The sequence below is a fragment of the Acaryochloris marina S15 genome, assembly GCF_018336915.1.
GTDB classification, from domain to species: Bacteria; Cyanobacteriota; Cyanobacteriia; order Thermosynechococcales; family Thermosynechococcaceae; genus Acaryochloris; species Acaryochloris marina_A.
This window is the reverse complement of the sequence record NZ_CP064923.1, coordinates 1,774,655-1,793,243: the sequence shown is the minus strand read 5'-3', so window position 1 is coordinate 1,793,243 and position 18,589 is coordinate 1,774,655. Positions and strand designations below refer to the sequence as shown.

The following is an 18,589-nucleotide window of genomic DNA, read 5'->3' as shown; positions in this document are numbered from 1 at the left end:
TTTTTTTCCACTAAAGACAACACCATTAATGCTGAAATGAATATTATTGGTCACACCTACAATGGTTACCTTTTGGGTTTCCAAGAGGCCCATCGCACTTGTTATCTAGCAGACAATGGCTACGAATTTATCATTTTTAATTCATGTAGAGTTAATGATCCAGCATCATTTGACTCTATAGAAAAATGGCTATACGAAAATAAAATTAGTTATTATGAACTCATGATTCGGATACATTAGCCAAATGATCAAAACACCTGACAAAGCTCTGGAGACAACTGACACGGACTACTCACCAATGTTAGACAGTTGCTCGGACTAGGGAGAATTTATGTCATCACCGAAGACTCTTTGCATCGATTGTAATGTTGAGATTCTCCAGTCAACCTACGATTATAATTGCGGCTATTGTGGTAAGTGCTACAAGAGGGAAATTCGTAAGGATGCATTAAAAAAAGCAAATTTGAATGCCAATAAAGCTATTGAGATAACTGAAAAACATCTCTATGATCTCTATGGTAAGCAGGTAGGTAAGCTTAATTCGGATCATGTACATTTTGACTACAACGAACGTGATGGAGGGCGTTGGGTTGTTTCTGTAAGCTTTGGATGGGAAAATACTGATCCTGATAGATTTTTCGTCATTATTGACGATGAATCTGAAGAGGTTGATATTCCTCAAGTTTTGTAACCATTAGATTCCAGATTAAATACTTTACTTAAAGTTCAACGTTGGATGAATCCTTACCCTAGTATTCTGGGCCAAAAACACCCGTTGATCTAGCATTGCCTAACCCAGCACTGAAGTGGAAGCGATTGCCGCGCTTCAATCACTTCTTTAAAATCCCAGCACGCTACTCAGGTTTGAAAGTTAACCTGAGTTCGGGTTAAGCGGCTGGGAGTAAATATTCATCAATGGAGAGAGAAGGCTACTTGGGTTGGTGGCAATAAGCAATCAGTCCACAGACGACATTGACAAAGAAGTTGACAGGACTACGATGTCTGGAATGTTCAATTTGAGAGATATTCTTGAACTGATCAATAATTGTCTCCACAATGGAACGCTTGCGAGTCAAGATTTTATCCATCAAGGGCATGAGCCGATTCTTCATATTTCGTCGAGGGGGAATAATGAGCCGAATCCCCATTTCATGGAGTAAGTGCTCAAACAACGGTTGAGAGACATAGCCACGATCTGCAATGACTCTCCCAAATAAAGGTTTCAGTAAGTTCGGCACCGGAACTCGGTCATCTGTGTTGCCGGGAGTGAGGGCAATGTTGAGCAGTTCACCTTGGTCATTGACGACCAGATGTAACTTGAAGCCATAAAACCAACCCATGGATGTCTTGCCCCGAGCTGCCATGTCTTTGAAAACGCGATGACGGGGAATCCGACGATTATGGCAGACGGCTATCTTCGTCGCATCCAGGATGGAAACACCTGTGCAAGAGCCGAAGCAACTATGCAGATATACACTCAAAGAAATCAAGGTTGACGGTATCCACTCGACAAATCGTTGATAGCTCAATAGATGGGGAAAGGCTTCTGACCACTGTTGGGTCACGGTTTGCAGATAGTAGGCTTTGAAGTTTCGGTAATGAGATTGATGAAAGGCAATCAGAATCGTCATTCGTTCACTTAAACTCAGACGAGGCTGGCGACAACGACGTTTGGTGCCATCGTTCAACAATTGCTGAGTCCATAGGGGTTCAAAGATTTGGCAGAAATCATCGACCGCACAGAACAGAGCTTCTAAACTATCCACAGGACTAACTTGTGGTGAAAGGATTGCTGATCTTTCAGACTACAGTTAGTCCTTTACTTATCCCGAACTCAGGTAAGTTAGGTATCGTGGTGAAATCCTTTAACAGAAGTGCGATTACAGTTTTTGGCACTGAAGCATTTCTAGAGTGGGTAAAAGATACTCATCCAAACTTGCATCGGTGGACTCTAGCCGAATTAAACCATCATCCAAATGTGTACTTAGTTGAGATGGAAGATCAAAACTGCTGGGGCAATTGTTTCGAAAAGTATTTCCTGGAAATTTTCAAAAACGAAGTTGGCCGATTCATCCACAATGGAGCGAATTGGCCAGAGGACATTACTCCAAGCTTATTCAGACGCTGGTTTCGTTATGACTATCATGAAGATGTCATAGATTTGAGTTTGGAGATTTTAGAAGTTTATGATGATGCATCTGATACTGATACCTAACCAATCGCTGCAAGATAATGTGGACTCGTCGCGCACTTGAGCGTAATTGCTAGCAAAGGCATTCGATGGCACTGCCAAAGAAGAAAAGTCGTTCGATTACTGTTGACTATACTCAGTATCGCTGGATGGTCTCTATGCTTCAGCACGTGCTGTATCTGACCATCGAAGCGGAGGATAAGCCTGGGCAAACCTTCCAAGCATTGTTTGAGCCACATGACTAGTTCAGACGGGAGGTGGATGGGAACTGGGCATTTCACCGTCAGGGACGTTCACTCACGCCACGCGATGTCACTAAGATCATTCGTTACGGCTTAGCGAATGACTGGAAACCCCAATCCAAGGGACGAGAACCGATTCTCCTTTACGCATGGGACGCTGAATGTGTGACTCCAGCAACGCAAGAATACGACATCGACGAAGTGCCTTTGTGCGATATCGCCATTGAACAAGTAAGCGACCTGCGATTCGATCTGAGCCTTGACCCTACTGGCGCAGGACTCTCTTCGCAGCAGAACTATTCAAGCGATTCATCCTACCCGAAGACTACTTTGTCATAGGTAGTCGTGCACGCGACTGTAATTTGCATTTTTCAGTTTTCAATGACGGTTACACTGAATGTGGCTTTGTGGTTTTCGGAATCAAATCAGTCAATTTCCCAGATGTGGTCATGTACACCACAAACAATCCATCAATAATTTAACAACAGTTTCATGGGGGACAAGATGTAGAAGTTGCAGTTCCCACAACTGACGATGCCACCCAGCGGGATGTTAAGACCTTGAAAGAGGTCCAACCTTATTATTGGGTCAATGCTTTCAAAGAAATATGAGTCTTACCCCTCCAGATATAGATTTGCGAAAAGCCTTCTGGCCCAGTCATAAAGATCTATTTTTCAAGCTTTGCTCCACAGTGGTGTGGGATGAACGCATAAAAGCTCGGAAGACAGCAAGCTTTGGAGTCGCCTATAACTACTCACAAATCACGTATCCAGAAACCAAAATGCACCCTGAGCTAATTCCATTGTGCGCTGCTGTTTTAGAGTCGCGAGGGTTTACCCCAAATAACTGTTTACTTAACTTTTATGCAGATGGTAGCTCATCCATGGGATTTCACTCTGATACGGCAGAGGAACTAGCTCCAGGCACTGGCGTGGCAACTCTTTCTGTTGGAGCTACTAGAACCATTACTTATAAACTCAAGACAGATCGAGAAGTCCAATACAGTTACAGCTTAGAGAGCGGTGATTTGCTATACATGTCTAATGCAGTCCAACTCGATTGGCTTCATGGGATCCTTAAAGAAGCGGAGGCAGGTCCCCGTATAAGCATCACGTTGAGAAGTATCATCAGCTAACCTCTCAGCACGTTTCACTACTATTTTGAGTGCTGTATGCAAGACATCACCGCTTATCCCCTAACCAGGATAGATATCATCTCAGCACTGCTTTGGTGCCCTTGCCACGCCACTAAGCCCATGGGCACAAGAGCTACGACTGAAGTACTCAGGACTATCCGGTGGAAAATCTAGAACTTTTAATCGATCTGCATCAGCATGGTGACCGTCAAGGGCCTGGAGGCAAGCTCGAAACAGAACGTGCCATTACTCTGGCAGCTCTCGACAAGTCACGACACTTGAAAATTGCGGATTTGGGTTGTGGGACTGGAGCATCTACATTGTGTTTAGCGAACAAGCTAAATGCAGACATCATTGCAGTAGACTTTATACCTGAGTTTATTGAGATATTGCGACGGAACGCGGCAGCAAGCAATCTTAGCCAGCATATTCACCCCCATGTCGGATCAATGGATGATCTGGCTTTTGCACACAATGAACTAGACGTCATCTGGTCGGAAGGGGCTATTTACAATATCGGTTTTGAGCAAGGCATCAACGATTGGCGACCGTTTTTGAAACCCAAAGGGGTACTAGCCGTATCAGAAATCACTTGGCTGACAGACCGCCGCCCCGATGAAATTCAATCTTATTGGGAGGCTCAGTATCCTGAGATAGATACTGCTTCGGCAAAAATTAAGCTTCTGGAAGAAGCGGGATACGCTCCATTGGGTTACTTTGTACTGCCAGAGCACTGTTGGTTGGACAACTACTACCATCCGCTGCAAAGAAGATTCGACGCGTTTCTCAGTTGCCATGCCAACAGCGATGTTGCTCAAACCCTAGTAGAGGCTGAGATGAAAGAAATTGAAGTGTTTGAAAAGTTCAAAGCGTACTTCAGCTACGGCTTCTATATTGCGAGCAAGCGTTGATAGAGTCTCCTTAGCCAGTTTTTACACCATGAGGCCACCAACGGAGTTAGAGCTTCCTATTCTTGAGTATTTGTTTACTATGGCAGGACTTAAACAAATCCCATGTAGCCTTCGTCTCAAATCTATGAACGATGGCGAGATGGGCAGTCTGCTGTTCGAGAATCTAGACAGGATTGATCGACGGCTCGGTGAGACGGTCGCCCAATGTTATTTCGAGGACTCGGACGGTACATTGGTTTCAGCTACCTTGAATCTCGACCAGCATGGAGCGCTGTTTGAGCTTGATATGTGGAAAGCGGATTTCAGCAAGTTGCAGCGGTGGCCTTTAAAGGAAGAAATTCGCACCCTTCCATAGCAACAATCCTAAATCCCCACCTCGTTTTGATGGGCAGAGGTAGGCAGGCTCTTAGAATTGGGGAAGTAGTATTCGCAAATCCTCCCTGCCTTGGCTAAACAGCGACTAGACACCTTACTTGTTTCATTAGAGTTATGCACTTCTCGGCAGCAGGCCCAACGGGTCATCCGAGCTGGGGAAGTGAAGGTCAATGACCAAATTATTGATAAGCCAGGGACAGAAATTCAATTAACGGCAGAGATTAAGGTCAAACAAAAATCGCCCTTTGTCTCTCGCGGTGGCCATAAGTTAGAAAAAGCCTTAGCTGAGTTTCCTATTCAAGTCCAGGATCGGGTTTGCCTGGATGGCGGTATCTCTACTGGAGGATTTACAGACTGTCTGTTGCAGGCCGGGGCCAAACAGGTCTATGGCATTGATGTGGGCTATGGGCAGGTGGCGTGGAAGCTCCGCAATGATCCTCGGGTCATCCTCAAGGAACGCACCAATCTCCGCCATCTTCAGCCTGCCGATTTATATGCAGAAGAAGCCACTATTCCTGATTTAGGTGTGATTGATGTCTCGTTTATTTCCCTAACGAAAGTTTTGCCTGCCCTCTGGCAGCTCTTGCAACCGCCACGAGAAATGATTTTACTCGTTAAACCCCAATTTGAAGTGGGAAAAGACCGAGTGGGAAAACATGGCGTGGTACGGGATTCCCAAGCACATCGAGATGCGATCGCACAGGTCTGGCAAGCTGCATCAGCGTTGGGCTGGCAATATGCAGGCGTAACCTGGTCTCCCTTACCTGGCCCGAAGGGCAACATCGAGTTCTTGTTATGGCTACAGCAAGAGGGCAGTGGTCCTTCGCCGCAAACATTTTTAGACGTTGCTGTGGATGCCCAAAAAACGCTTTCCCAACCGCCAAAGTGATTCCTCTTCAATAGGTTGGGATCTAATGGCATTTCCCTCACCATGGCATTGATGGGATAGTACTAATCGTTTTCCATCCAGAGTTTTTTAGCCCTATACCAGGCCATATCAGACAATGCTTTACCAAAGACTGGAGCTTTTAAGGTTGGAGCTGGTTATTGTATCGAATTTTACAAGATAACTAAAACAAATCGATTTTGCCCCTTCACATTGATCAGTTCAGAAAAGGAGATAAATAATTGAGTTATCAACTATTCTCTGTTTAGAATGTAATTGTGTTGTTACACCCTTTCACTCAATATGTCTGAGCAAGCAGTCTTTCCTCATCATGATCTAACTAAGGAAGCCGCTGTGCTGAAAAAGCAGTTAGCCATTGCTCTCAAATTTCATCACAGCAAGACCATTGAGAAGCTCCCCAAAGAAATTGCCATGCAGGTGATGGGGGAGGTTTGGGCATCTTGCCACCCAGAAGCAGCAAAAGAAGCGACTTATAATCCTAAAACAACCTATAGCGTGCCTGAACCTGTGATTTGTGATGAAGTACCCATCACAAACAACGGAACGATTTATCTCTAGATTCCGACCTTGATGCCTTTAGCTGATCCTAAATGTGGGCTATGGAGCAGTTGAGTTCGTAACAAAGGGTTTAAGCCATCCTCGTTGTAGGGACTGATCAAGGACGATGCGATCGCAACTAAATACAACCCAACTCTCTACGGCCATCAGCACAAACGGCACGACCGTATCAGTGATACCAAATCCCGTATCAACCTGAGCAAGCCCTCGCACCAGACCAAAAGCTAATACGACCCCTGATTTAAGTTGGGGGTTAGTATCTTGGCGAATGGCATAGCGATAGGTCACCCCAAAGAGCAATCCAGAAATAGCTACGCTAACCAGAGAACCGATCAGGCTAATCCAGCTTCCTATCAATCTTGAATCCGCAATCGGCCATTGAGCCAGTCCCTCATTAATGGCCAGCAAAATCGCAAAAACGAATGTCGCCACACCAGCTGACAATCCCCCAGCTTTGAGTGACTCAACCCGTTCTTGTGGGGTAAAGGGGGTGTGTTCCACGGGGATTACTAAATAGCCGTTCTGGTCGATGTCATCTAAGGCGTGTCAGACTCACTCGCCTCTTGCAAGGCCATTCGGCGAATCAAATTGTGAAGGCGAGGCCAAAGGAACCAGGCCCCAACTGCCAGCAATACAAAAAGTCCAAACTGAGACACGCTGCTCACTAGGCGGGATAGAGGAATGATTTCGCCCGCAAAGTAAGCCAGGGTAACCATCACCAATGCCCACAGGAATGCACCCAGCGTGTTAAAGAACGCAAAGCGGGGAAAAGGCATTTCGGCAATACCCGCTAGCGGGCTGGCAAAAATTCGCAGCAGGGCCACAAAGCGGCCCATCAAGACGGTGCGAGCAGCGTTGGTACTGAACCCTTCTTTAATTTCCAAAAGGCGCTCTTCAGACATATTGACGAGGCGACCGGCTCTCGATAGTAAAGGCCAACCGCCAAAATGTCCCACCCAGTAGCCACAGGTGCCGCCGATGGTTGAACCTGCGATCGCACTGCCCAACACCCCAAAATAATTCAGGTCTCCTTCACCCGCCAAGAAGCCGCCCACTAGGACAATCGCTTCCCCTGGTAGGGGCAATCCCAAGTTTTCAAATAATATGCCGAAGCAGACAACCCAATAGCCGTATTGGTGGGCTAATGTTTGCAAAGTGTCTAACGAAATCCAGTCCATAGACCTTTATACAAACTGTTAACAATTTTACGTCTCTCAATCTTGGCTTGTGGACTTTAACTTTGTCAATTCAAGTCCATGCAAGCCTTAAAGCCACGTTAACTAATTTTACGAGATCCGGCGATAGATCGCACAAAGTCGACTGGGAGAAAATACTTTGGCTTGGAACATAAAGTTGGGGGGCACGTTGATGATCACGTAATCATCAGACTCGTGATACTGCTCAAACAGTTGGGGCATACCTTTAGGCGTATTTTCGCTGTAGGGAACAGGCTGAAAAATTAATTCGGTAAATTCAATGGCGTCTGATTGAGACTCACGAGCAACTTGCTGGAGAAACCCCTCATTGTTGAGAAGCTGAAACAAGGCTGCTTTGATTTCAGGATCAAGGGTGAAACTACCATCAAAATTATCAATGATTTTAAGGTTTGCCATGGGATTGGATAACAATTATTACGTAGCTCACTCTTCCAGCCTAGAAGATTCCTGGATCTGTGTCAGCTTATTGCTGCGGAGACCTGATCTTCTTTTAGCCAGTTCCCTGAATCGTTATATACGTCGTCTAGGACCTACGAATAAATTGACCATCAGCCTGGCTGCCGAACCTGAACAACAGTTAGCATGAATTCGACCGCAATCCGGGTGAGTGCAGTTAAGAGATTGCTCAAAGAAGACTGGCTCAATCTCGATTCAAATCAGACTTTCCTAGAAAGGCAGAGAAAGCGCCCCAAATCTTTGCAGCGAGATGCATCTTCTGATGGATCGGCAAGAGCGGTTCGAAAATCAGCCATCTCAAAGAACGGTATTCATGACTGACCATCTCTTGATGGTGATTAATCGTGGGCCAGGGCTGTTTCAAATCCTCCAGAGCTAAATCAATGCCCCAACTGCAAGCGGACGGGGTATAGAAGAAGTTTCATTCCTAAACCTGTCGTTTAAATTGTGAGCTAATCTCTTCGCTACAAGCAGCAGTGAATCTGTCCGTACTAAATATAAAAACAAATTCTTGCAATATCTTTCAAAAGAACTATATGACCTGAATGTCTAGCCAGTAGTTATTTAATAGGGCCGATTTAGCTACACCATCCGTTGATCTGATGATCTGATCTGAAACTACTATTGAAAGCTTCTGTAACGCATTCATCTACTGCAGCAACGTAAAACTTTACTAGATTGCATCGATTTCCAGCAGAGATAATCTACAACAGGAACTACAGAATTGGAGTGCCATTCCTGTAGTTTGCTCTTCAACTCGGCCAAAAGGTTCATTCAGTTGGATGGGTGGCCAAAATTAGATAGCACTGATTTTGGCACGCCACACTGAGACTCATTTTTGATGTCGGTACAGAAACGATCACAAAACATCAGCATGAAAATTTTCCGCAATGGATGGTCTTGGCTATCACTTGCTTTTACATATTCCATGAATCATCAGTGCAATAGTTTTCTAGTTGACAACTATTGGATTACGTTCTCGTTACTTACTATCTCCATTTATTCAATATTTTAAATCCATGTCAGACTAAGCACCATAACCTAAAACCCATACACGGCAATCTTTTTATCAAAAATAAAGACAATTCACTATTAACCCATTAATGAATCGAACAAACTCAGTTATCTTTTTCCTGTCTAACTTAAATATGTCATCTAAAAATATTTTTATAGGAAAAACAATTTCCAGAAAATCGTTCTAATCCTTGATTTACTAGAACTTAATAAATAAATAATCTTTCAAAAAGCATATTTATAATAATGCAGAAGTCATTTATTTATATTTTTTAAACTTATGTAAATTTATATTTGAGTGATTGCAATTACATTAATCAATTTTCAATAACCGTTTATAAAACTAATCAAAAGTTTCGATAGGTTCACAATATAAATCCTGTAAATTCACATTTATAAACAACTAGAGACAAGAATAAATGCCAAAAAAATAGACGGCAAAATTCTGCATATCCATAGTGGGTAGGGAATACGTACTATATAGATTTATAGTGCGCAACTTCTTGCAGGCCTGGCTCTAATCCCATTTCAGGGAGACAGGTAATTGTAACGGACTACAAAGATTCCGTAATTTTTGTATGACCTAAATCAATACCGGCCGGAGCTAAAAACCTTTACCTGCTTAAACTTGAAGCTTCAATAGACCAATAAAACCTTAAAGCAGGAATATTTCCTGCCTTAATTTCAAGCTTGAAAAAACCTTATTTTCCCTCTGATTGTCAATGCGTAAAAGCTTAAAACAATAGCCAATCGCTAGTTCAGGAAATCATTAAACTTCTTCAGCCTAAATTTTTGTTGTCGATCTTGGGAATATAGCAGCTCAGAATCGAGAATAATTTTTTAGCTGTAGAACTAATTAGCGAGGGAAATTACCTCAGAATTTAATATTTCTTGAACCCTAGACAATCAATCATCTCGATACTAATTGAAAGTATTTTTTAAGCTTTCAATCTTAGATTAATAGGATAAATAACATGACAAAATCTTTGCAAAAACAAGATCCATTGTCGTTGAGAACAGCTGACATCAGCGGATTTGAATATGATTGGTGGGCAGGAAATGTCCGCCTAACTGACCTCTCTGGCAAACTATTGGGAGCTCATTTATGCCATGCGGCCTTAATGAGTTTTGTCCCTGGTGCTTTGGTTATTCAAGAAGCTGCGTATTTTCAATCAGATGTACCTATATCCGACATTCAGCAGGTACTAACCATCAAGGGATAATTTTGAGGTTGTCTCTCAACGCAAGTCCATGTATTCACCTCAAGAGATAGACGTTCAGGATATTGACCATCTCGGTATTATTGCCGGTATCGTCGATGAGATCGGCATTGTCGAAATAGTGGATCGATTATTAGGTACTCACGAGCAAGAGAATGTTAGTTGTGGTCAAGTTGTCAAAGCCCTGATTCTAAATGGTATGGGCTTTTTGAGTGCTCCATTGTACTTATTTAGTGAGTTTTTCGAAAGCAAAGCAACCGAGCACTTACTCGGTCAAGGTGTACTGCCAGAGCACCTCAACGATACCCGTATCGGTCGAGTCCTCGACAAGCTCTATGCCTATGGTGTGACCCAGATATTTATCCATGTGGCAATGGCAGTCGTTCAGAAATTCGATGTAGCTCTAAGGTGTGCGCATCTAGATGCGACAAGCCTTAGTGTTGAGGGGCAATACTTAGATAAACCACAGGTTGAGGCGTCAGACGAATCCCCCTCTGCACCTGAGTCCCCCTCCCCTGCACTGGCTGAATCAGAGGAGCCGATACCCGTGAAAATCACCTACGGCTACTCACGGGACAATCGTCGTGATCTCAAGCAGTTTGTATTGAACCTACTGGTGAGTGGGGACGGGGGTATTCCTTTATTTTTACAAGTGGGCAACGGTAATGATGCGGACAAAAGTACGTTTGTGCCTATCATCCATGAATTTAAGCAACAGTGGAGTCAGCAACAGCCAGAGGTGATTGTTGCTGATAGTGCCCTCTACAGTGCCGACAATCTGCAAGCATTAGGAAGTACATCTTGGATTAGCCGAGTTCCAGCAAGTTCAACGGCAGCCCAAGACTTATTACAAGGGCTGCCGGGTTCACAGTTTCACCCCAGTGCTCTCAACGGCTATAGCTTTGTCGAAGTATGTAGTACCTATGGAGAGATTCAACAACGGTGGCTGGTGGTTGAAAGTAAAGCTCGCAGAGACTCTGGACTCAAACAAGTGCAAAAGCGGATTGATCAGGCGTTTAGCCAAAAAACTACTGCACTTAAAACCCTCTGCAAACAGACCTTCTTGTGCCCTGCAGATGCTTTAGCTGCAGCCCAAGATTTTGGCAAAATCCTCAGGTATCACACCCTTGACGATCTCAAAATCCACAAAAAACCTCATTATTCAAAGGCTGGACGACCGACAAAAGCAACGGTTGTGACTCACTACACCTATTCTATTGAGGCTACCTTAACCCTCAATGAGCCAGTCATCGAACGCTATCGGCGGCAAGCAGGTCGTTTCATCTTAGCCACCAATCTCTTGGAACAAGAGCAATGGAGCAATGATGATATTCTGCGCGAGTATAAGAACCAGCAGGCGTGTGAAGGAGGCTTTCGCTTTATCAAAGATCCACTCTTCTTTGCCTCTAGTGTTTTCCTGAAGACACCTCGGCGTATCGCTGCCTTAGCCATGATCATGGCCTTGTGTTTGATGGTCTACAGCTTAGGACAACGACAGTTAAGAAATGCACTAGAACAAGTACAAACAACTCTCCCTAATCAGAAGGGGAAACAAACTATGAAACCTACGTTACGTTGGATTCTCCAATGCTTTCAGGCCGTCCATTTAGTTTGGCTTGATGGTGCCAAGCATCTCATCAAGCTCAACAGCAGGCAGCAACTTATCTTGCCGTTCCTTGGGAAGGGCTGTAAAAAATATTATCTGCTCTGCTAGCTAGCCTGCTGAATGTAGGCTATATCTGAACAGAGCTTGGCCTTCATTCCTCACCTAGCTACTCTAGGGATCGGCGTGGGAGCAGGTGGAGCGGTTCTTGACACCTCTCCTTTCGTCTTGGTCGGAGTCTTTCACATGTTCATCGCAGTGATTTGCTTAGCAGGTGGACTTTTTCATACTTATAGCGGTGAATCTAACTTAGGCGATGCTCCTGAGGGAAGTGTAGCTGCAAGAGTCAATTACGATTGGGAAGATTTTGAATCCACATCCTACATCATGGGATTCCATATCCTCTGTCTTTCCATCGCTTGTTTCTTGTTTGCAGGCAATGCTGCCTTTGGTAATGGCTTATATGATCCATTAGTGGGCGAAGTTCGTCAGATTAGCCCTAATCTCAATCCCATTACTCTAGTGGGTTACATATTCGGTTTTGCCAATGGAGGCTGGACACCGATAGGTATGGCTGCCGTAAACAATATGGAAGATCTGGTAGGGGGTCACTTTCTCGTTGCGACTCTTACGGCCATCGGGGGAATCTTTCACATCCTTTACAGAAAGCCTACGCCTTTTTTCCTAAGACGTCCGGTCTTCTCTGTCGTCAACGGTGGTTGGGTGCGACAAGGCTTTTGTAATAGCGAATCTATCCTCTCCTTCAGTGTCGCTGGAGTAGGATTTATCGCTGTCAGTTCCTCGATCTTTGTTCGCTATTGTGATTTAGCTTTTCCAGCAGAATTCTATGCACTTGATCGCTCTGGGTCTGCAGCCATTCAGCTAGCTCTCGGGTTAATTTTTATGCTTGGGGGTGGTCTCTGGCATAATGTCCGAGGAGAAAAACTCTATGCTCTTCGGGGTAAGTAGGGTACACAGTACCTAAGTACAGTTGAAACTAGCAGGGCTGAGTATCAGAATCGATCACCTCTATTCTGATACGGTGAGTGCCATCCCTAAGTCATACTCTGCCTATAATATTTAGTGGATTTTCCTCACTGTCACTCAATCCGATTTTCATTTCTACTGTATAAAAAACCATCTTAGATATTCCTTGTTTTAACGATTATGAGGTCTGCCATAATCTGTTAAAACAAGGAATTTTTAGTGGGATTGCCACCCTCGACAGCAATTTCAATATCTATCGGCAATACCGGCACTGTCCAGCTAAGAAGTGATGCATTCTAATCCTCTAGCAGTCAACACCTCGACGATCTTAATGGGCCTTTGGATAAAATCCATCTCCATTGCTGGGGTGCGCTGGTATCCGTGGCTCCAGTGAGTATGACACCAATTGTGGATCAACCGCTGCACATTCAACGCTCTTTGTAGTCCTTCAACCTTTTTTGCATAGTGATTCTGGCGTCTGCGATAGGCACTAGCCCGTCGTCTCAAAGAACTGTTGAGGGCTTCATTATGATTGGCATGGACTTCGCTCTTTGGACTAATGGCCGTATAAGGATGCTCTCGATTAACCCGCTCTATCCAAGACTTTCCTTGAGATCCTTTGATCTTCATCGCCACCTCTAAACCCGCTCGCCATACTTTGCGGAAAGGGTAGACCTGTGTCGTTTCTCTTCTGGGCAAGTACACACTCGCAAGCTTCCACAATATCTTTGAATATCGACGTTCTCCATCTGTGAACCAACGAATCGATGAACTCTCTTTAGCCCAATCCCAAGTGGCTTTGACACTCTTCTCAAATAATGACTCATCCTTAAAACCAGCACGGGCTTCTAACCAATAGCGACTCTCACGTTCGATAAAATGAATGGTCCAACCTTCACTGAGCCAGGGGGGGATGGTTCTCGCCCACGCGAGTGTACACTTCATCCCCTTCAATCGTGACCTCTGCTTCTGTCGGGGAAGGCGGTGAGAAATTGGATAATTGAGTCGATAAACGCTGTTCCCAGAGGATGATACTGTTGGGAGATTTCCCGAACACTCTGCCTGCAGCTCTTATACCCAGTCCTTCGATGCGAGCATTGATAGCCATTGATATCGTCTCCACTGGCGTTCTCAATCTCGCCATCGGTGTCCCACTACGCTCGTTGAAGCGACGACCACAATCTTTGCACAAAAAGTACTGAACCACTTGAGCTGTTTTCAGAGTCTTGGTTCCGTTCTTGACCACGTTCTCGCTTTGACAATAGATGCATTGCATTGCTCTGAAACTAATACTGCACAAATATCCTAGCAGTCACTTCTTTAATGAACAGTGCCCTCAACAGATTTCTGAAATTAAAGAATTTATCAATAATCCTGGAGAAGCAACTCTCAATATTTATGAGGAACATCGCTGGCTATATTACCTAGTAGGATTTTCGACTACTATTTTAGGTATCTATATTGTTTTTTATAAAACGCTAAAATCTTGTGCCTTTGACAAAAACTCCGGTCGATTATATCTGGAATATCAGAATAGTCTGCTTCAAATTGCTGTTCGAGAAGAAAGTCTGGATGACATCAACAAGATCAATTTCACAGAATCAACTGATGATGAGGGCAGGGAGGTTTACCATACAAACATTGTGCTCAGTTCAGGTGAACTTATTTCTTGTAGATCAGTCAAAGATGACAGTGAAATTGCCCAAACTATCAACCAGTTTTTGGGAATAAGTGATTCCGTAGATAGCTGATTTAAAACTTAATGCTTAGACCTACCTGGTGTTTTTTTTGATTTAAGAGTGATCGCTATTTTAGAATGCTTATAAATTGGTAATAGTACGTCCCCTGTTCGTAATTCTGATATCTACAAAACATTAAAAACTTCCTTTTGATCATACTTTTATGTCGAACTAAGGGGTATCTAGCCTGATTTGCAATCTCTTCATAAGTTAATCGCCAGATAAATTAATGTACTTTCTACAATATCCGTATCGTCATAAAGTATGCATTACACAGTGGCAGTCATGTCTTCTATGAACCAGAATGGATGGAGACAGAGTATCAAAATGCATGCTGATTACGAAACACACTAATCAAGTTTTAAAAGTCGATTTACAAAACTGGCATGACCGTTTTTGGGACATGTTTCAAATAAGAGCTATTCCTATTGTGGGTGTGTTAATCATCATTTACGGGATTATCTTCTCTCCAAGGGTGAATTTAAGTTGTAATCATGTAACCGTTGATGCATCTATTTATCACCAAACTCAAGTTGTTTGTAACCCTACCGAAGTGAATTTAAGTTGTAATCATGTAACCGTTGATGCATCTATTCATCAGCAAACTCAAGTTGTTTGCAACCTTACCGAATCAAACATGCTGGATGAGAAAATCACGAAAATTGAACATCTTCAGAAGGCTAGAGAGGGCTATTGCCCAGAAGATGATGTTCGAGTTGTTCTTATCGCTAAGCGCAAAAAAATACCTCTTCCAAAAAAAATACCTCTCACTAAAAGTTGTTATAGAAAGTCGGTAGTTTCTCAACAGATTGCTGAAATCAAAGAATTTATCAATAATCCTGGAGAAGCTACTCTCAATATCTATGAAGACCATCGCTGGGGTTATTTTCTCGTAGGCTTAGCGACTACTATTTTTGGGATCTTTATTATTTTTTGTAAATCGTTAACATCCTGTGCCTTTGACAAAAGCTCTGGCCGATTATATCTGGAATACCAGAATAGTCTGTCTCAACTTACTGTTCGAGAAGAAAGTCTGGATAACATCCATAAGATCAACTTCAAGGAATCAACTGGTGATGAGGGCAAGGATTATTACCATACAGAAATCGTGTTCAAATCAGATGAAATCATCTCTTTCCGTTCAGTAAAAGATGATAGTGAAATTGTCCAAGCTATCAACCAGTTTTTGGGTATGGATGATTCTGTAGATAGCTGAGTTAGAAGTTCAAATAGCAGACCTGTCAGGTGATTTCGTGGATTTAAGCTTAATCACTATCGCAGTCTCCTAAGATATCAGTGCGATTGCCACCCTCAACATTTGCTATCTCCCCTGTTGAGCATTTCGTTTAGCCAAAATAAGGGTTTACCCAACCCAAAAGATAATCCCGCTACAGGTTAATCTGATTGGGTATGAATTGGATGGATTGATGAGCGCCCTGCACCGTCCCTATTTTTGGTTTTTCTCGTTTACGATTCTGTTTTTGCTATCTCTCGATTTTTGGCGATGGGACCAAGGGATATCCCTTTCTTGGTTCCAGTTACCGAGCTGGCTTTTTTACTTTGTGATCTTGCAAGGGGGGCTAGTCCTGGCCGTCGCAGGGGTCTCTTCTACCCTTTGGCAAAAGACTGAGAGGGACCAGTAGGCGATGGAGACACTTATTCCCTATATTGCCATTGCAACTTACTTACTCATCACCCTAGGTATCGGTCTAATCGGGTATCGCCAACAAAGCAACACTGTCGAAGACTTCTTCTTAGCCAACCGCAATATCGGCCCCCTCCTCCTCTTTTTTACCCTGGCCTCCACCAACTTCAGTGCCTTCTTTTTCCTGGGATTTGCCGGAGCCGGCTATCGCATTGGTATTAGCTACTATCCAATGATGGCCTTTGGCACTGGGTTTGCAGCCCTCAGCTTCTACTACATTGGCTACAAAGCCTGGTTGCTAGGCAAACAGAAAGGCTTTATTACTCCCTCTGAACTGATTCAAGATCGCCTGCCTAGCCAGCCCCTCAAGCTCCTGTTTATGGCTGTGATGGTGATTTTCACATTGCCCTATCTCACCCTCCAGCCCATTGGAGCCGGATATCTCCTAGAAAACCTAACGGGCGGAGCCATTCCCTATTTCTGGGGAGCCACCTTACTCACCGTTGCCATTGTTTTCTATGTATTTCTAGGCGGGATGCGAAGTGTGGCCCTCACGGATATGCTGCAAGGGGTACTAATGTGTGTACTGATGTTGGTGGCAGTTTTTGCCATTGCCCAAGGGTTAGGGGGCTTCTCCGTTGCCAACCAAACCGTCTATGATCTGGAGCCAGCCTTATTCTCGCGTAGCGGCTTAGATCAGTCTTTTACACCCAAGACCTGGTTTAGCTACATATGCCTGTGGTCCTTTACCCTGCCCATGTTTCCGCAAATGTTTATGCGGTTTTATAGTGCCAAGAGTGCTCAGCCCTTGAAAGTTTCGGTCTTACTCTATCCGATTGTGGCTGGAGTGTTATTTATTTGCCCAGTGCTGATTGGAGTCTGGGGTCACATTGCCTTTCCTGATTTAGTAGGCAAAGCGGCGGATCAGATTTTCCCAATGATGCTAGCAAAATATACCTCCACTGGGCTATCGTCCCTAGTGATGGTGGGGGCATTGGCAGCCTTTATGTCGACAATGGACTCGCAGCTTCTGGCCTTAAGTTCCATGCTGACCCGTGATGTATATACCGCCTATTTCCGCAAAGACGCCTCTTTGGCCGAACAGACTTTAGTAGGGCGCATTTGGGTGATTGTTCTCGCGGGTATCGGCTTAGGGATTGCGGCCAACCCTCCAGAGACGATTTTGGCCTTTGCCACCCAAGCCTTTACCGGATTATCAGTGCTGTTCCCCACAGTGATTGCGGCTTTGTATGGCCGCGACATCAGCGCTTCAAGTTGTCTCGTCTCCATTGTCATAGGTGAGTTGGCGGTATTAGGGGTTCAGACCAAAGTAATTCCCAGTAGCTGGATGCTGGGATTTTTGCCCGTCGTGCCCATTGTGGCGCTATCCGCTCTGATCATCATCGCCGGGTCAGCCTTCTCCCCAACACCAGCACAACAACCTGTGCTCAATGACAATCACTACACACCCCAAGAAAAAACATACTGAAATCCCTATATAGAGGCAGAGCAATGCAGGTCGGATTTATCGGTACAGGATTGATGGGGGCTCCCATGGCAACCCGGTTAGTGGAAGTGGGGCATTCCGTCATAGCCTACAATCGCACGGCTTCTAAATTGGAACCTTTGCGTGGTTTCGGTGTTGCGATCGCAACCTCCCCCAACCAAGTCATTCAATCGGCCGATGTCATCATCCTGATGCTCACCAATGCTGCCGCCATTCAGGAACTGTTAACACCCACGGCATCCGCTCTATCAGGACGAGCCATTATTCAAATGGGCACCATTGCCCCCGCTGAAAGCAAATCCATTCATGAACAGGTCCAGACAGCCGGTGGCATCTACTTAGAAGCCCCGGTATTAGGCAGCATCCCCGAAGCCAAAGCCGGAACATTGCTGGTGATGGCCGGAGCTGCCCCCCAAGACTTTGACAACCAACTTCCCCTGCTCACAGCCTTTGGTCCAAAGCCTTTATTAGTGGGTCCTGTGGGTACAGCTGCCGCTCTCAAATTAGCCCTCAATCAACTGATTGGCGGACTGACCACGGCCTTCGCCACTAGCCTATCCTTCTGCCAAACCTATGGTGTAGAAGTTGAGACCTTTATGCAAATCCTCAGAAGCAGCGCTCTCTATGCACCGACCTTTGATAAGAAACTGACTCGGATGCTGGACCAAAACTTTGAGAATCCCAATTTCCCCACCAAACACCTGCTTAAAGACATGACCTTATTTCAGCAAGCAGCCCAAGCCGAAGGACTGCCTACCGAAAATACCACCGCCATTCAAACCATTATTCAAAGAGCAATGGCTCAATTTGCAGATGCGGATTATTCAGCCCTCTACACAGCCGTGCAGAAGGCTGAGCCCAATAGGTGATTAACCGCAGGTA

Annotated in this window: 22 protein-coding genes; 16 read left to right on the top strand and 6 right to left on the bottom strand. The window is 44.5% G+C overall.

The window, feature by feature from the left end:
- The first annotated feature begins 331 nt into the window (after positions 1–331).
- Positions 332–691 carry a hypothetical protein gene (locus I1H34_RS08920; protein WP_212665292.1) on the top strand — a complete coding sequence of 120 codons (360 nt, stop codon included), beginning with the start codon at positions 332–334 and terminating at the stop codon, positions 689–691.
- Between the two features lie 238 nt (positions 692–929).
- Here the strand turns inward: I1H34_RS08920 and I1H34_RS08915 are convergent, their stop codons facing one another.
- The gene (locus tag I1H34_RS08915) at positions 930–1,766 is read right to left on the bottom strand and encodes an IS982 family transposase (protein WP_212665291.1); all 837 of its coding nucleotides are present in this window, start codon (positions 1,764–1,766) and stop codon (positions 930–932) included.
- A 14-nt stretch (positions 1,767–1,780) separates the two neighbouring features.
- On the opposite strand from I1H34_RS08915, the gene I1H34_RS08910 reads away from it, so the two are divergent.
- The 7 genes from I1H34_RS08910 to I1H34_RS08880 all read left to right on the top strand — a co-directional run bounded on the left by I1H34_RS08910 (position 1,781) and on the right by I1H34_RS08880 (position 6,319).
- Positions 1,781–2,215 (top strand): hypothetical protein, encoded by a 435-nt coding sequence (locus tag I1H34_RS08910; RefSeq protein WP_212665290.1) that lies wholly within the window; start codon positions 1,781–1,783, stop codon positions 2,213–2,215.
- A gap of 65 nt (positions 2,216–2,280) precedes the next feature.
- Positions 2,281–2,436 (top strand): hypothetical protein, encoded by a 156-nt coding sequence (locus I1H34_RS08905; protein WP_212665289.1) that lies wholly within the window; start codon positions 2,281–2,283, stop codon positions 2,434–2,436.
- Positions 2,437–3,040: 604 nt separating this feature from the next.
- Positions 3,041–3,568 carry an alpha-ketoglutarate-dependent dioxygenase AlkB gene (locus I1H34_RS08900; protein WP_212665288.1) on the top strand — a complete coding sequence of 176 codons (528 nt, stop codon included), beginning with the start codon at positions 3,041–3,043 and terminating at the stop codon, positions 3,566–3,568.
- Between the two features lie 161 nt (positions 3,569–3,729).
- Positions 3,730–4,479 carry a class I SAM-dependent methyltransferase gene (locus I1H34_RS08895; protein ID WP_212665287.1) on the top strand — a complete coding sequence of 250 codons (750 nt, stop codon included), beginning with the start codon at positions 3,730–3,732 and terminating at the stop codon, positions 4,477–4,479.
- A 79-nt stretch (positions 4,480–4,558) separates the two neighbouring features.
- Positions 4,559–4,834 carry a DUF6984 family protein gene (locus I1H34_RS08890; protein WP_212665286.1) on the top strand — a complete coding sequence of 92 codons (276 nt, stop codon included), beginning with the start codon at positions 4,559–4,561 and terminating at the stop codon, positions 4,832–4,834.
- Between the two features lie 90 nt (positions 4,835–4,924).
- Positions 4,925–5,743 carry a TlyA family RNA methyltransferase gene (locus tag I1H34_RS08885; RefSeq protein WP_212665285.1) on the top strand — a complete coding sequence of 273 codons (819 nt, stop codon included), beginning with the start codon at positions 4,925–4,927 and terminating at the stop codon, positions 5,741–5,743.
- A gap of 300 nt (positions 5,744–6,043) precedes the next feature.
- On the top strand, positions 6,044–6,319 hold the full coding sequence (locus I1H34_RS08880) for a hypothetical protein (protein ID WP_212665284.1): 276 nt from the start codon (positions 6,044–6,046) through the stop codon (positions 6,317–6,319).
- Between the two features lie 39 nt (positions 6,320–6,358).
- Here I1H34_RS08880 and I1H34_RS08875 read toward each other — a convergent pair whose 3' ends face one another.
- The 4 genes from I1H34_RS08875 to I1H34_RS08860 all read right to left on the bottom strand — a co-directional run bounded on the left by I1H34_RS08875 (position 6,359) and on the right by I1H34_RS08860 (position 8,356).
- Positions 6,359–6,820 (bottom strand): hypothetical protein, encoded by a 462-nt coding sequence (locus tag I1H34_RS08875; RefSeq protein WP_212665283.1) that lies wholly within the window; start codon positions 6,818–6,820, stop codon positions 6,359–6,361.
- 35 nt (positions 6,821–6,855) lie between these two features.
- Complete coding sequence (locus I1H34_RS08870) at positions 6,856–7,497, bottom strand: DedA family protein (RefSeq protein WP_212665282.1); 642 nt, start codon at positions 7,495–7,497, stop codon at positions 6,856–6,858.
- 108 nt (positions 7,498–7,605) lie between these two features.
- Entirely contained in the window at positions 7,606–7,932 is a 327-nt protein-coding gene (locus I1H34_RS08865) for a hypothetical protein (protein ID WP_212665281.1), read from the bottom strand.
- Positions 7,933–8,176: 244 nt separating this feature from the next.
- Positions 8,177–8,356 (bottom strand): hypothetical protein, encoded by a 180-nt coding sequence (locus I1H34_RS08860; protein ID WP_212665280.1) that lies wholly within the window; start codon positions 8,354–8,356, stop codon positions 8,177–8,179.
- Between the two features lie 1,624 nt (positions 8,357–9,980).
- Between I1H34_RS08860 and I1H34_RS08855 the strand changes: the two genes are divergently transcribed.
- The 3 genes from I1H34_RS08855 to I1H34_RS08845 are packed head-to-tail and all read left to right on the top strand — an operon-like array spanning position 9,981 to position 12,798.
- A complete protein-coding gene (locus I1H34_RS08855; protein WP_212665279.1) occupies positions 9,981–10,229 on the top strand; it encodes a hypothetical protein in 249 nt (82 codons plus the stop codon).
- Between the two features lie 28 nt (positions 10,230–10,257).
- A complete protein-coding gene (locus I1H34_RS08850) occupies positions 10,258–11,940 on the top strand; it encodes an IS1634 family transposase (RefSeq protein ID WP_212661850.1) in 1,683 nt (560 codons plus the stop codon).
- 36 nt (positions 11,941–11,976) lie between these two features.
- The gene (locus tag I1H34_RS08845; protein WP_249369943.1) at positions 11,977–12,798 is read left to right on the top strand and encodes a high light inducible protein; all 822 of its coding nucleotides are present in this window, start codon (positions 11,977–11,979) and stop codon (positions 12,796–12,798) included.
- A 297-nt stretch (positions 12,799–13,095) separates the two neighbouring features.
- On the opposite strand, the gene I1H34_RS08840 is transcribed toward I1H34_RS08845, so the two are convergent.
- A protein-coding gene (locus I1H34_RS08840; protein ID WP_212665278.1) for an IS1 family transposase occupies positions 13,096–14,092 on the bottom strand; the annotation gives its coding sequence in 2 pieces (ribosomal slippage) (positions 13,096–13,731 and positions 13,733–14,092; 996 coding nt in all).
- Between I1H34_RS08840 and I1H34_RS08835 the strand changes: the two genes are divergently transcribed.
- From I1H34_RS08835 to I1H34_RS08815, 5 genes are all read left to right on the top strand, one after another.
- Positions 14,082–14,567, top strand: coding sequence for a hypothetical protein (locus I1H34_RS08835; protein WP_249369941.1), 486 nt, complete (start codon positions 14,082–14,084; stop codon positions 14,565–14,567). The two genes, I1H34_RS08840 and I1H34_RS08835, sit on opposite strands and share 11 nt — an antisense overlap.
- A 319-nt stretch (positions 14,568–14,886) precedes the next feature.
- Positions 14,887–15,771, top strand: a complete 885-nt coding sequence (locus I1H34_RS08830; RefSeq protein ID WP_249369939.1) for a hypothetical protein — start codon at positions 14,887–14,889, stop codon at positions 15,769–15,771.
- Between the two features lie 211 nt (positions 15,772–15,982).
- Positions 15,983–16,198, top strand: a complete 216-nt coding sequence (locus tag I1H34_RS08825) for a hypothetical protein (RefSeq protein WP_212665276.1) — start codon at positions 15,983–15,985, stop codon at positions 16,196–16,198.
- 3 nt (positions 16,199–16,201) lie between these two features.
- Positions 16,202–17,689, top strand: coding sequence for a sodium:solute symporter family protein (locus tag I1H34_RS08820; RefSeq protein ID WP_212665275.1), 1,488 nt, complete (start codon positions 16,202–16,204; stop codon positions 17,687–17,689).
- A gap of 23 nt (positions 17,690–17,712) precedes the next feature.
- Positions 17,713–18,576 (top strand): NAD(P)-dependent oxidoreductase, encoded by an 864-nt coding sequence (locus I1H34_RS08815; protein ID WP_212665274.1) that lies wholly within the window; start codon positions 17,713–17,715, stop codon positions 18,574–18,576.
- Positions 18,577–18,589: the final 13 nt, after the last annotated feature.